Source organism: Thiogranum longum (assembly GCF_004339085.1).
Taxonomy (GTDB): domain Bacteria; phylum Pseudomonadota; class Gammaproteobacteria; order DSM-19610; family DSM-19610; genus Thiogranum; species Thiogranum longum.
On sequence record NZ_SMFX01000001.1, the window covers coordinates 2,107,554 to 2,121,536 of the forward strand.

13 protein-coding genes are annotated in these 13,983 nt (G+C 54.2%); 1 reads left to right on the forward strand and 12 read right to left on the reverse strand.

Annotation, left to right across the window (positions count from 1 at the left end; translation table 11 throughout):
- Positions 1 to 7 precede the first annotated feature (7 nt).
- The 10 genes from flhA to DFR30_RS10450 all read right to left on the reverse strand — a co-directional run bounded on the left by flhA (position 8) and on the right by DFR30_RS10450 (position 9,549).
- Positions 8 to 2,119: a flagellar biosynthesis protein FlhA gene (gene flhA, locus DFR30_RS10405; RefSeq protein WP_132972972.1), complete on the reverse strand. Its 2,112-nt coding sequence runs from the start codon at positions 2,117 to 2,119 to the stop codon at positions 8 to 10.
- Positions 2,120 to 2,121: 2 nt separating this feature from the next.
- A complete protein-coding gene (gene flhB / locus DFR30_RS10410) occupies positions 2,122 to 3,315 on the reverse strand; it encodes a flagellar biosynthesis protein FlhB (protein WP_132972974.1) in 1,194 nt (397 codons plus the stop codon).
- 1 nt (position 3,316) lies between these two features.
- Positions 3,317 to 4,096, reverse strand: a complete 780-nt coding sequence (gene fliR, locus DFR30_RS10415) for a flagellar biosynthetic protein FliR (protein WP_132972976.1) — start codon at positions 4,094 to 4,096, stop codon at positions 3,317 to 3,319.
- A gap of 14 nt (positions 4,097 to 4,110) precedes the next feature.
- A complete protein-coding gene (gene fliQ / locus DFR30_RS10420; protein ID WP_132972978.1) occupies positions 4,111 to 4,380 on the reverse strand; it encodes a flagellar biosynthesis protein FliQ in 270 nt (89 codons plus the stop codon).
- Positions 4,381 to 4,396: 16 nt separating this feature from the next.
- Entirely contained in the window at positions 4,397 to 5,140 is a 744-nt protein-coding gene (gene fliP / locus DFR30_RS10425; protein ID WP_132972980.1) for a flagellar type III secretion system pore protein FliP, read from the reverse strand.
- Complete coding sequence (fliO, locus tag DFR30_RS10430) at positions 5,137 to 5,583, reverse strand: flagellar biosynthetic protein FliO (protein WP_132972982.1); 447 nt, start codon at positions 5,581 to 5,583, stop codon at positions 5,137 to 5,139. The genes fliP and fliO overlap by 4 nt, the downstream gene beginning before the upstream one ends.
- Before the next feature lie 11 nt (positions 5,584 to 5,594).
- Positions 5,595 to 6,011, reverse strand: a complete 417-nt coding sequence (gene fliN, locus DFR30_RS10435) for a flagellar motor switch protein FliN (RefSeq protein ID WP_132972984.1) — start codon at positions 6,009 to 6,011, stop codon at positions 5,595 to 5,597.
- 24 nt (positions 6,012 to 6,035) lie between these two features.
- Positions 6,036 to 7,016, reverse strand: coding sequence for a flagellar motor switch protein FliM (gene fliM / locus DFR30_RS10440; RefSeq protein ID WP_132972986.1), 981 nt, complete (start codon positions 7,014 to 7,016; stop codon positions 6,036 to 6,038).
- Positions 7,017 to 7,028: 12 nt separating this feature from the next.
- Positions 7,029 to 7,598, reverse strand: a complete 570-nt coding sequence (locus DFR30_RS10445; RefSeq protein WP_132972988.1) for a flagellar basal body-associated FliL family protein — start codon at positions 7,596 to 7,598, stop codon at positions 7,029 to 7,031.
- 538 nt (positions 7,599 to 8,136) lie between these two features.
- Positions 8,137 to 9,549, reverse strand: coding sequence for a coiled-coil domain-containing protein (locus DFR30_RS10450; RefSeq protein WP_132972990.1), 1,413 nt, complete (start codon positions 9,547 to 9,549; stop codon positions 8,137 to 8,139).
- A gap of 435 nt (positions 9,550 to 9,984) precedes the next feature.
- On the opposite strand from DFR30_RS10450, the gene DFR30_RS14675 reads away from it, so the two are divergent.
- Positions 9,985 to 10,113 (forward strand): hypothetical protein, encoded by a 129-nt coding sequence (locus DFR30_RS14675; protein WP_279386904.1) that lies wholly within the window; start codon positions 9,985 to 9,987, stop codon positions 10,111 to 10,113.
- 188 nt (positions 10,114 to 10,301) lie between these two features.
- Here the strand turns inward: DFR30_RS14675 and DFR30_RS10455 are convergent, their stop codons facing one another.
- Entirely contained in the window at positions 10,302 to 12,551 is a 2,250-nt protein-coding gene (locus DFR30_RS10455) for a putative bifunctional diguanylate cyclase/phosphodiesterase (RefSeq protein WP_132972992.1), read from the reverse strand.
- A gap of 122 nt (positions 12,552 to 12,673) precedes the next feature.
- Positions 12,674 to 13,927, reverse strand: a complete 1,254-nt coding sequence (locus tag DFR30_RS10460; RefSeq protein WP_132972994.1) for a flagellar hook-length control protein FliK — start codon at positions 13,925 to 13,927, stop codon at positions 12,674 to 12,676.
- Positions 13,928 to 13,983: the final 56 nt, after the last annotated feature.

Below are 13,983 nucleotides of genomic sequence, written 5' to 3' on the forward strand. Positions count from 1 at the left end.
TGCCGTTTTACCCCGCCTGAACACCGAGACTCGGTGCATCGGTTCCGATATTGGCAACAACCTTTATCTGTTTGTTGTCCGGTATCTCGTTGTAGGCCAGCACGTTCAGCATCGGGATACTGTGTCTGACCAGTCGTGCCAACCAGGCCCGTATTGCCGGTGTCACCAGCAGGATGGCAGGCTTGCCCGCTGCCTCCTGCCGCTGCGCACTTTCCGCCAGTGACTGGTGCATCCTTTCGGCCAGGCCGGGTTCAATTCCGGCGCCGCCTTCCGAGATGGCCTGAATTGAGGATTGCAATATCTGTTCCAGAGATGGATCCAGCGTAATGACTTCAATCTCAGGCCCCATCCCATTGATATGCTGGACGATTGATCGGCCAAGTGAAACACGCACAGCCGCCGTCAAAGCGCCGGGATCTTGACTTCTGGCGCCAGCTTCGGCCAATGTTTCCGCAATGGTGCGCATATCCTTGACGGGAATACGCTCTTCCAGAAGATTCTGCAGTACCTTAAGTACAATACCGATCGACAGGGTTTTAGGTACCAGGTCTTCGACCAGCTTGGGTGCATTTTTCGCGAGGACGTCGAGCAACTGCTGCACTTCCTCGTGACCAATCAGTTCGTGGGCGTGGCTCTGCAACAACTCACTGAGGTGCGTGGCCACCACAGTACTGGCGTCGACCACGGTGTAGCCCAGTGTTGTTGCATTGTCGCGTTCAGCGGGAGAAATCCAGACGGCCTCGAGACCAAATGCCGGGTCGCGGGTCTCTATACCCTGCAAGGTACCAAACACACGGCCCGGGTTGATCGCCAGTTCATGATCCGGGTAGATCTCCGCTTCACCAACCGGCACACCCATCAACAGAATGCGGTAAGCATTTGGTGCCAGCTCAAGGTTGTCACGGATGTGTACAGGCTGAACCAGGAAACCCAGTTCCTGTGACAGTTTCTTGCGAACGCCCTTGATGCGATCCATCATCTGCCCGCCCTGGGAACGATCAACCAGCGGGATCAACCGGTAACCCACTTCAAGACCGATGATGTCAACAGGGCCAACATCCTCCCAGCTAAGGTCGCGAGCTTCCGTCGGTATTTCCTGTTCAACGGGCTCCTGCACGGCGGGCAGCAGTTCCTGCTGCTGACGCTTCCAGGTATAATAAGCGCCCGCACCGGCTGCTACACCAAGCGTCAGGAAGGCAAAGTTTGGCATCCCCGGAATAAGACCCATAAAGCCCATGATGCCCCCCACCACTGCCAGTACCATCGGGTTACCGAACAACTGACTCATAACCTGGTCGGACATTTTTGTTTCACTCGAAACCCGGGTCACGATGATTGCAGTTGCCGAGGACAGAACCAGTGACGGAATCTGTGCGACCAGACCGTCACCGATAGTCAGCAGTGTGTAATTGCGCAGTGCATCTGCAACCGGCATATCAAACTGCAATGTACCGATAGCCAGCCCGCCGATGATATTTATGAACAGGATCAGGATGCCTGCAATAGCATCACCGCGTACAAACTTGGATGCGCCATCCATTGCACCGTAAAAGTCTGCCTCACGCGTGACATCCTCACGCCGGCTACGCGCATCGTCCTGGGTGATCAGGCCGGCATTGAGGTCGGCATCAATGGCCATCTGTTTGCCTGGCATGGCATCGAGCGTGAATCTGGCGCTGACTTCCGAGACACGCCCGGCACCCTTGGTGACCACCACAAAGTTAATAATCACCAGGATCGAGAATACGACCAGGCCGACGGCATAGTTACCGCCAACCACAAAGTCACCAAACGACTCGATAACCTTGCCGGCCGCGCCGGTACCGGTATGGCCATTAAGCAGAACCACGCGGGTCGAGGCCACGTTAAGCGCCAGCCTCAGCAGCGTGGTCACCAGCAGTACTGTCGGAAATACACCGAAGTCCAGGGGGCGCAAGGCATAAACCGTTACCATCAGGATGGCCAGCGAAAGTGTGATGTTGAAGGTGAAGAACATGTCCAGCGCAATCGGTGGCAGCGGTACAATCACCATTGCCAGCATCATGACCAGCAAAATCGGCGCACCGAGTCCATTGCGTCCAATATCCCGTAAGTTGAGAGTGGCTGCTTCAGTTGCCATGCTTAATCACCTTGTGTTGTTGAGTCGGGATGCTGTTCATCACCGTCTGCAGGCTTTTCATGCCCGGGCCCCTGGAAGTAATCCTCCGGTACCGGAATGTCGCCGGGACGGTCGGGTACGGGTGCACCGTGTACACTGGCCTTTAACTGGAAAACGTAGGCAAGAATCTGTGCGACGGCGAGATACAGGCCGGCGGGGACTTCCTGGTCAATTTCAGTACTGTAATAAAGCGCTCGAGCCAGCGGAGGCGCCTCGAACAACGGCACCTTGTTGGCCACAGCCACGGTTCGGATCTGGCTGGCCACCAGCTCAACACCTTTGGCCACAACAAGTGGCGCGGCCATGGTTTTTGCGTCATAGCGCAAGGCAATAGCGTAGTGCGTCGGGTTGGTGATGATGACATCCGCTTTGGGAACTTCCGACATCATGCGGCGCTGTGCAATCTCACGCTGCATACTGCGTATGCGAGATTTTACCTCGGGCTTGCCTTCTGTATTCTTGTTCTCGTCCTTGAGTTCCTGGCGGGTCATCTTGAGATTTCTGGAGTGTTCCCATAGCTGGAACGGTACATCGATACCTGCGATCACCAGCAGCGATGCACTGAGTACGATAAATGAATGGGAAAGGATCTGCCCGGTATGTGCCAATGCATGTTCTACCGATTCACGGCCCAGGCCCATCAGTTCCGGGAAGTACCCCATCAGCAACCATGCGCCCACGCTGCCGATCAGGATAAATTTGGCCAGCGCCTTGACCAGTTCAACCAGCCCGCGCACGGCGAAAATTCGTTTCAGACCCGACAACGGGTTGAGTTTGTCGAACTTGAATTCAAGCGCCTTGGTGCTGAAATTCCATCCGCCCAGAGCCGCTGGAGCTGCGATTGACGTGATCACCATAACCAGCATAAATGGCAACAACAATGAAATACCCTGGTAAATACCTTCCTGGAGGACTTCCAGCATGGCCCAATGGTCGAATGCCTTTTCACGCTCAAAATCAAGCCCCAGGCTCATGATATTACCAAGCTGTGTGATCATGCTTTCACCCAGCATGAGTAATGCAAAAGAGGCAATGAGCAACATCGCCATAGTGGTCAGTTCCTTGGAGCGGGGAACCTGGCCCTTCTCGCGCGCCTCCTCCTGTCGTTTGGGGGTCGCTTCTTCTGTTTTTTCCTGACCGTCTTCATTCTCGGCCATGCTAGCGCCCTCCGCTTCCGAAACTGCTGGCCGCGCCAAACGCGCCGTCAAGCAGATGTTGCATTTGCGGCAACAGGTTGGAAATGGCAAACACCAGCACAATGAAGCCGAGCGTCAGGGTAACCGGGAAACCGACACCGAAAACATTGAGCTGTGGCGCAGAACGACTGACCACACCAAATGAAAGATTGACCAGCAGAATGGAAGCGACTGCCGGCAGTGCCACCATCATGGCGTCGGCAAACATACGTGTTCCCCATTCCGCCACATTTCGGAATTCTTCACGCGTCAGACTGTCCGTACCAATCGGAAGTGACTGGAAACTGTCCGCCAGAATGCGAATCAGCGCCAGGTGACCGTTCAATGCAAGGAATAATAATGTGGCAATCACAACAAAATACTGACCGATAACCGGTACATTGATGCCGTTCTGTGGGTCAACCATCTGCGCAAAACCCAGTCCCATACCCATGGCAATGGTCTGCCCGGCGATAACCAGCGTTGCGAACACCAGTTGCAGGCTGAAACCGATCGCCATACCGATAAGCATCTGCTGGATTGTGACCAGCACGCCGGAGGCTGACAGGGGATCTGCTGCCGGTATCGGCGGTATCAGGGGAATAATGATCCAGGTCATCAGTAACGCGATGACCAGCCGGGCACGTACCGGAACCATTTTCGCGCCAAAAATCGGCGCAATCGCAAGCATTGCCGCAATGCGGACAAAGGGCCAGAAGAAGGTGCCGATCCAGGAAGTTATGTCCGCAGTGGTGAACAGCATCAGATCAATCCTGCTCAGCCTATTCTGCTAGGGATACTCTCGATAATGCCGGTAGCAAAATCGAGTAGTGCGCTGAGCATGGACGGACCGGCAAATAACAATACCAGCACAACAACGGCCAGCTTGGGAACAAATGTCAGTGTCATTTCGTTGATCTGTGTGGCCGCCTGGATCATCCCGACCAACAGGCCCACTACCAGCGCTGACAGCAACAGCGGCGCTGCCAGCGACGCTGTAATTATCATTGTCTGGGTACCGACTTCGATAACGGTTTCCGGTGTCATGACTTTATGCTCCGGGTCAGACGACGAAACTCGCCGCCAGCGTGCCCATAATCAGTGACCAGCCATCTATAAGGACAAACAGCATGATCTTGAACGGAAGGGAAATGATCATCGGTGACAACATCATCATGCCCATGGACATGAGCAGGGTTGCCACAACCAGGTCGATAACCAGGAATGGAATCAGCACCAGGAAACCGATCTGAAAGGCTGTCTTCAACTCGCTGGTTACAAAGGCGGGCATCAACAGCGTAAACGGTACATCGTCTGGTGTTTCAAACTCCCCGCTGCGTGAAATATCCGAAAACAGCATGAGATCCTCGTCACGCGTCTGGGCGAGCATGAATCCACGCAAAGGGACGGCTGCCTTCTGCAATGCCTCCTCGGCCGGAATCTGTTCTTCCAGGTAAGGGCCGACAGCATCATCGTAGATATTGTCGAATACCGGCATCATGATGAACAGGCTGAGAAACAGGGCCAGCCCGATCAATACCTGGTTGGACGGTGATGACTGTGTGCCCAGTGCCTGTCGCAGAATGCCAAGCACAATGAGAATACGGACAAACGAGGTCATCATCATCAGTGCTGCAGGCAACAAGCTGAGCGCTGTCATGAATGCCAGCACCTGCAGGGTAACGGAATAGGTCTCGCCACCACTGCCGGACGGCTCGACGGTCAGGGCAGCGAAGCCTGGTGCGGCAGAGGCCAGTGAAGGGATAACCATAAACAGGGAAAGCAACACTATAATACGAGTCTTCATTTTGAACCGGCCTTGCCCATCATGCGTCCAAGTTGATCTGCAAAACCGCCACCGGCCGGTTGATCCTGTGCGTCCAGCGGCTGGTCGAGCACATGCAGGGTTTGTACGCGGCCAGGTGCCACACCAACCAGCAACTGTGTATCGCCGACCTGCAGCAGGACCACACGTTCGCGTGTACCCATTGACAGACCGCCAAGAATTTTCAGGCTGCCACCTGCCGCCATCTGGAACTTTCCGGTGCGCTTCAGTATCCACGCCAGGCCCAGCATGAGAGCAAGCACTGCAACCATGCCCAGCGTCAACTGCCAGAGGTTGCTTACGGCCATCGGGTTTGCACCCGAAGCTGGAGAAGATGGATTGCCGGCTTCCTCGACGGCATGCGCTGATGCCGTTACCAGCATTCCTGCAAACACAAGCACCCTGCACTGCATGGTCTGAAACATGTACTGGAATCCTACTTTAACTTCTTGACCCGCTCGGCGGGGCTGATGACATCCGTCAGACGGATACCGAATTTTTCGTTGACGACAACAACTTCACCATGCGCAACCAGTGTGCCGTTGACCAGAACATCCATCGGTTCGCCTGCCAGTCTGTCCAGCTCTACTACTGAACCCTGGTTCAGCTGTAACAGATTCCGGATACTGATGTGCGTACGACCAATCTCCATGGAGATGGTGACCGGAATGTCGAGGATGACATCCATATTGGCTTCATTACCGGCTGGCCCACCCGAGGTATCCTCGAGGTTTTCGAACTCGGCCGCTGCTGTATCCTCGCCACCCCCGGCTTCGGCTACAGCCTGTTCCGCCATGGCGTCATCCCAGTCATCTGTGGGCTCTGTTTCCTGGCTTTCGTTTTCTTCACTCATTGGCCTCTCCTGCTGCCACTTCCACTAATCGATCCGATCAGGGATAATTTTTTTAACAATCTTGATAGCCCGGCTACCGTTATGGTTGCCGTACGTTCCACGAAATACCGGTGTTTCCTCTGCTTCCAGCATCACCAGCTCAGGCAAATCTACCGGTATCACATCGCCGGCCTGCAAACCGTTGATCTCGCGTAGTGACAGCGAGGTTTCCAGGAGCGTCGAGCTTAATTCGACTCTCGCTTCCTTCATTTCCTCACGGATTGACCGCATCCAGCGTTCATCACGGTCAGAACTGTCACTCTGTACGCCTGCATCGAGCAAATCACGAATCGGCTCCACCATCGAATACGGCATTGTGACGTGAAGATCACCGCCACCTCCCTCAAGCTCAATGCGGAAAGTATTGACTACAACAACTTCTGTCGGGCTGACGATATTGGCAAAATGCGGATTGACTTCAGAACTCTGGTATTCAAAACCGAGTTCCATGACCGGCTTCCATGCCTGCATCAGGTCCTTGAAAGCGATCTCCAGCACCATATTGATAACGCGCAACTCAGTAGGCGTAAACTCACGCCCCTCGATCTTGGTGTGGAAACGACCGCCACCGCCAAAGAAATTATCAACCAGCGCAAATACCAGCTTGGGTTCCAGCACGAACAGTGCTGTACCTCGCAGTGGCTGCACCTTGACAAGGTTAAGGCTGGTTGGCACGAACAGGCTGTGCACATACTCGGCAAACTTGAGCATTTGTACGCCTGATACAGAAATCTCGCCGGCACGGCGTAACATATTGAACAGACTGATGCGGAAGTAACGGGCGAAACGCTCGTTAATCATCTCCAGCGTCGGCATACGACCGCGAACAATGCGGTCCTGGCTGGCAAAGTCGTAACCGCGGACTTCGCCTTCCGGCAATTCCTCGTCTGATTCAGTTTCTACGTCGCCGCCGGACACACCGTGTAACAGCGCATCAATTTCATCCTGTGAGAGAAGATCATTCAATGTGGGATCGCCTTATTGCATGACAAAGCTGGTGAAGTAGACATTCTCGACACCCGGTTCGCCGGTTTCGGCTTTCAGCACTTCCTGAACCGCGACAAGTGTTTCCTGGCGAAGTTTTTCCATGCCTTCGCGGGTATCGAGCGCAACAGGGTCCTGGGACTTGAACAAAAACACCAGGTTATTACGAATGGCCGGACGATGTTCCTTGATCTGTTCTACAACCTCCGGGTTGCGGGTACCGGCTTCAACCGTTATCTGCAAAAAACGTACGTCCGTATCACCACTGAAGTTCACAACAAAGGGCGGATCCAGCGGGACATAACTCAATGGCGCTTTGGGTTCCTTTTTCTTACCCTTGGCTTTCTTTTCGGCACCCTTTGCTGGCTTGTCCTTACTGTCGGTTTCCTCTGCGACAGCCTCATCGTCGCCGCCAAGTACGCCGGTCAACACCAGTGTTGCTGCTGCCGATACACTCAACAGCACGACCACCAGTGCGATTATGATAATCATCTTCTTTGAACCCGATTTTGGCTTCTCATCGCCGCCGTCGATATCAAGGTCCAGATCGTCTTCCTTAGCCATTTGCAAATCCCCTTATGCTTTCAACTACGGGATTAGCAAGACGTATGCCACGAAACCGGTTTGCAATATTTCTATTATTTACAGTTGGTTATAGATGCTTAATTTTCGTGCGACAGAGTTTTGACTAAATTGACACCTATCAGCCGACGAAAGTCTGGCTGGGTAAGGTGAAAGAAAGGGTGGAGAATTTTGTAATCAGCTCACCAGTACTGTCCTGACTGGCAGCTTCCTTTCAGTGAATGGTGGTTGAAATCGTCACGAGTGAGGCACTTTTTCACCGTCAACGGTTTGCCCGCTACGCGGGTTCCCTGCGCTTCTCGCGACAGGTGGCGCGATTCCAAACTCGCGGTTTCTGCGAAACCACTCAAACAGGGATCGCTTCTTCCACCTGTCACTGCGATGCTCGGCTGCACCGAAGCCGGTGAAAAAGTGCCACACCCGTAACTTGTTCGGTGCATGCCCTGTGAATGACCGTCTTCGGCCACAACCGGACCTTTAGCGTAATGCAAAACGGCGACCCGAAGGCCGCCGTCTATAGTTATGGCTCCGGCTCCCCTCTACACCTACCTGTTGTTGTGTCGAACCAAGGTCCGGCAGTAATACACGAGCTATCGTATACCATCATATGAGGATGGAGCGGGGCTGTTCCAGTATCACAGTTCCCACCGTTGTCACAGTCGGTTTCAACAAAGGTATCAGCGCCCTGAACTGAAATTATATCAGGCGGCGTATCACTCTGTGGCCATTGAAACGGTGACTGGATCGGATTACTTGAAGTGGATGCGGCCCTTTTAGCAATACCGTTCCCCGAGGCGGCGACATTGAATGCCGTGTCCACGATATGAGCTTTCGCATCTTGTACGGTTACTATACCCGATACGCTAATATCAGTACTAGCTGACCCATTCGCTATGGCACTTATGATGCCGCCGTGCATATGGAACGTACTATTTGCCGTTGCTTTAACTCCGTTGATGCAACAACCGCCGCCAAATGTCGCCCCAACTTCAGTAATACTACGTACCGCCGAACCAAATACTTGCATTGTCGCGCTGTCAATGAGCTCTATTGCCACGCTGGTGCTTGTCCCTGAAACAGTTGCAATAGCATTTATCTCGCCTCCATAAAACCAGTGTTCGCTGAAACACTCGTTTAGAAAACCCTTAATAGTCACGCCGCCTTTTGCTGTCACTTTGGAGCCAAACCAATAGTGAATCGGCCGGTTTGATTTCGGTGCACAGAGACCGTTACCGGCACCCCCATAATCCCACCAACCAAAAACACTTGAAATAGAACCAATTCCCTCTGCCAATACTTCCACGTTTGAGTAAGAAGAGCTCCCAGCGCCACTCCAAATGACACCAGCCGTTACGTCTCCATTTGCACCGCCCGGTGTTGCTTTGATCTTTAGATCCTGAACAGACAAATTATCACAATCGTGCCCCCACAGTTCCGGCATAATAGTATTGTCGCGCCCAGATCCTCTGTACGTAATATGTCCTACCTCCCAGCACTCAAAGAAAGCACCTTGTTCGATAAAATTACCTGGCCCGATATCGACCAGTAAAGGCGAGTTAACACTCGGCTTTGGCTGTCTAACGAAGTGAATCCAGTTATCGAGAACGCCGAGAGATGTAAAACAGTCATCGAGGGTTCCGCAATCCTTGCGAAGCTGTACGACAGCAGCATCAGCATTAATTACTGGGGTATGTAGCGTTGTAATTCTACTGTCGATAGCCGCAATATCACCTTCGGCCGTCGTAATCCTACTTTCGGCCGCCGAAATATCACTTTGTGCCGTTGCAATATCACCTTCTGCCGTTGTAACTCTACCTTCAAGGGCCTCCAATTCCGGATCATGTGTTGCGAACGAAATAAGCGGCATTGCTGTTAAGAGCGCTATCGTAAGTAGTTTTCCTAAATATGAGTTTATATTCATTAGTGTTTTCATGCATCCTCCATAATGACGTGATTTAGCCCAACCTCAGGCAATGGTTGTAACAAACTTCAGATGGGAACTACGGAACTGCTGGGGCTTATTCTAGACCCCTGAAAGCAGAGTACTTATAAGGAGTTTGAAAGGCAAACGCGCATAAGTCGGTCATGCAAGTCTGTATGCGATTTTCTTGGGAGGTGTGCAATTCTAGTTAAATCCCGAATGACCGTTTAGGGTCGTACCCTGCCTGTTGAAGGAACCACGGGCATTCTGAGCTATCCAATGGGCGGTTTACCGGCGACTTCCCGTCATTGCGGTGCCTTGACCCGCAAGGGTAAGGTACCCGTAATGACATGAGAAGGACGAATTCGGATCGTTTCCGGAAGTACATGCAAACAGGACTCACTGAATACCAGGACGTGGATTCCAGCTTATATCGGAATGACGTAAGTGAGCGCGAAGAATCTGCCGCAAAGTTTCAGGCGCTGGCTTGCCGGGGTTTTCCGGTTCGTCGGTGCAGCCGAGCATCGCAGTGACAGGTGGATGAAGCGATCCCTGTTTGAGCGGCTCACGCTGTGAGCAGCGAGTTTGGGGTCGCGCCACATGTCGCGAGAAGCGCAGGGAACCCGCGCAGCGGGCAAACCGTTGAACCGGAAAACCCCGGCAAGCCAGCGCTATCACCGCAACCTGCAATCTTTACAGGAATGTGTTTATTGTCTGGAGACTACTTCACTACGTTCGCAGTGATGCGGGCGGGAAGAATAAACTCAGTGTGTGGAGTGTGAAAGCCACTCGCGGAAACCGGCATCCGGCAGCGGTTTGCTGATGTAGAAGCCCTGCACCAGGTCACAACCCAGACCCTTCAGTTGTTCGCGCACTCCCTGGGCTTCAACACCCTCGGCGACAACCTTGCAATTCAGGTTATGTCCCAGTTCGATAATAGAACGCACAATGGCAACATCACGCGGGTCATTGGCCATATCCTGCAGGAAGGACTGGTCAATTTTCAGGGTATTGATGGGGAGACGCTTGAGGTACGACAACGAGGAATAACCCGTCCCGAAATCATCAATGGCTATTGAAACGCCAAGCTTGCTGAGTTCTTCCAGGATGCCTGCGCCATGATCAAGATCCGCCATCAGGGTATCTTCTGTAATTTCCACTTCCAGTTGTGAACCATCGACACCGGCCTTCAGCAGCGCCTGCCGGATCCCTGCAATCAGGCCCGGGGAGTGGAATGAGCGTGCAGATACGTTGATAGAAATTGCAACGGGCTCGCCACCCACCTGCCACTGCTTGCTGTGTGCAAGGGCGGTATCCAGCACCCAGTCGGTAATCGGCGAGATCATGCCGAGCTGTTCGGCAACGGAGATAAACCGCTTCGGCAATACCAGCCCCTGCTGTGGGTGTTGCCAGCGCAACAAAGCTTCTGCGCCGCAGATCCGCCCGCTTGCCAGGTCAATTTTCGGCTGGTAATGCAGTTCAAATTCTTCACGCTCAAGCGCACCGTGCAATTGCCCGGAGAATTGCAGGTGCTCGGTAGCTGAAGCATCTTCTTCGGTTTCAAAAAACAGGAATGGCGCTGAATTCCACTTGGCCCGGTACATGGCGCTGTCGGCGTGACTGGCCAGTGAGTGCGGGTCTTCGCCATGCTGCGGGTACACCGCGATCCCGATAGAACTGCTCAGGCAAAGTTCGCGCCCCTTGAAGCTAAAAGGTGCGCTCAAGGCACTCATCACCTCACGCGCCACACGTTCTGCCGCTTTTTCGGCATCCTGCACCATTGGCAGGACAATGCCGAATTCATCGCCTCCCAGTCGAGCCAGCGTATCGGTATCGCGCAATAATTTCTGTACGCGCTCTGCGATCTTGCGCAACAACTCGTCACCGGCCTCATGTCCGAGTGTATCGTTGTACATTTTGAACTGGTTGATATCCAGCACCATCACCGCAAGTGATGCACCGGGATTACGTCGCGCCACAGCCAGGGCGGAAGCAAGTCGGTCGTACCACAGGGTTCTGTTGGCAAGACCGGTGACTTCATCCTGGGTAGACAACTGTTCGAGACGCTCCCGATCATTACGCAGGTCGGTAACATCTTCCATCAGGCAGTGCACGCGAAGTACACGACCACGCCGGTTTGCGGTCGGATAAAAGGCCATTCGATACCAGCGATTGCTTTCCTGTTCGTTATTGACAGGTATTTCCAGCTGTACTGAATTCCCGTCAATCACCTGCTGCCAGGCGGTAAGGACACGTTCACGCTCGGAGCCGGGGATGCGGAAGAAACACGGGATGGGTGCCTCCATTTCATCACTGCAAAATGCCTGGGTACCGGGGCTGGCGTAAGTGATGCGGTTCGATTCGATATCCACCGTCCACAGCAGTTGGGGGATATTGCTCAGCAGCTCACCGGCAAGATCCTGCTCATGCCCCAGCTCGTCCCGCTGGCTGGTGAGCTGCTCAACCGCCGCTCGCCAGTAACCCTCGCAGGTAATCGCCATATCGCGGAAAACGACTTTGAGCAACGCGCATTCCAGCGCATCCCGGTCACCGGCATCAATAGCCGGCTCGTGGGCGATGAGTTGCTTCAAATGATCGACAAACAGACGATAGGCACCGATCGACCAGACGGGTTTGACACCCCAACGGTGATGAGTACGGCCGACTCGCTCACTTTCGGCGGTAGCTTTCTCATCAATGTCGCCGTTCAGAAGGCCGAGCTGATGTTCCAGCTGGCCACGCACCAGGTCACCGATATTTCCGCCCTGTCGTTCATAGGCGTACAGGACGTCGGCAATGTCCGGATTATCGAACATGTAGTTATAGGTTTTTTCAGCGAAGCCGGCCGCGCCTTGTGCCAGAATGTCCTGGTAACGTTCAAGCAGCAGGGTATCTTCCCCGGTCAGCTGAAGGACGTAATTGATTTCCTTGCCGGCAACAGGATGCGAGGATTTTCGTCGTGCGCTGGCCCGCTCCTCCTTCGGTCGCCTGCGCTTGCTCGTGGGTGTTGGCATTGCCAAATCCAGCGTTGTTATAATTGTGTCAAAACGTTATCACAGGCAGATGCATAAGTACAATCAGTCTGTTAGCAAAACATTCTCGTCGCACGCTGACATTCCCCTGCAATTTTGAGTGCTTAGGCAAACAAGTCGAGCCGCCCGCTGGCCGGCAGTAAATACAGGGGGGTTTCCCGGCTGATCTCGGCCTCTCCTTCGGCACCAAAGACCGCATTTCTGCCTTGTCTTGCTTCATCCTGCCGGCCATCCGCTGCGGCCTGATGCCCGGAGAAAGAATGGCCTGACACATCCACCTCGGCAAGTTCTACCCCGGCATTGTCAAACATGTCGCGCAAGCGTGGCAAGGATGCCTCCAGCGCCTCACGCACAACGGTATGTGCCGATGTGAAATGTACATTTGCCTGCTCGTTCGTAACCTGGATGCGGACCTCCATAGGCCCCAGGTGGGCCGGATTAAGCTTGATACTGGCACGCTGGACACCCTGACCGACCATCCACTGCAGACGTTCACCCAGCGCCTTGTCCCAGCCGGCCTGGTTGAAAGGCGCATTGAGAGCGACGGTCTGTAACGCCGCGGGCTGCTGTACGGCCGGGGCAGTGGGCGGAGTTGGTGTCAGGGAACCCAGCGCACCCAGAAGACTGTCATTGCGTGGTAATGCCTCGGTCATACCGCTGGCTGAGCGGACTTCGGCCGCCAGCCGGCTGAAAAGTGTCGCGGCTTCATGCTGTGAATTGCCCTCCTGCCGGGTCATGCTGAGTGACATGAATTCACCCCCGTGTCGGGCCTGCCCGGCCGGGCCGCGATGGGCAGCGGTTTCTGGCGATTCGCCATCCATGGCGGCCTGATTTGACGTGCTACCAGACAACATAGCTGACATCGGGTTTTTCACCGGTAACCCAGGATGCTCCTGGGCCGCCCGTGCGTTATAACCCGGTAAACTGCGCAACAGACCGGTATCGATCGATGCCGCAAGCTGTGGGTTCTCTTCAATAAACTGGTGAATAGCGATTGCGACCGCCTGATCGGGATCAAGATCTGTGTCTACAGACACGGCCTCAAGCTTCTCACGGATACCTTCAAGGACGGCATCGGGATCGAGGCCCTCGGCCCCGGCGGCATCCAGTACCTGCTGCAGAAGCGGCAACAGCTTGCCTTCAGGCGGCAAGACTTGCTCTGACAGTGATATTGCATCCAGACCCTCGGCAGCTGTGCCCGGCGTTTCACCCAACGCCCCGACCGCCTGCTGAAGCAGCGGTCCGAATTGCCCTCCTTTGGAAGCAAGATATTGATTTAGTACACCTTCACCCTGTGGCAGGGCGGCTGTATCTACGCCTGCTGAAGGTACCGGTAGTGTTGGCAAGGACGCATTCATCCCGTTGCTCCTGATTCGACCCAAGTTGTCTGTCTGTTAACAGAGCAATGGGCGTG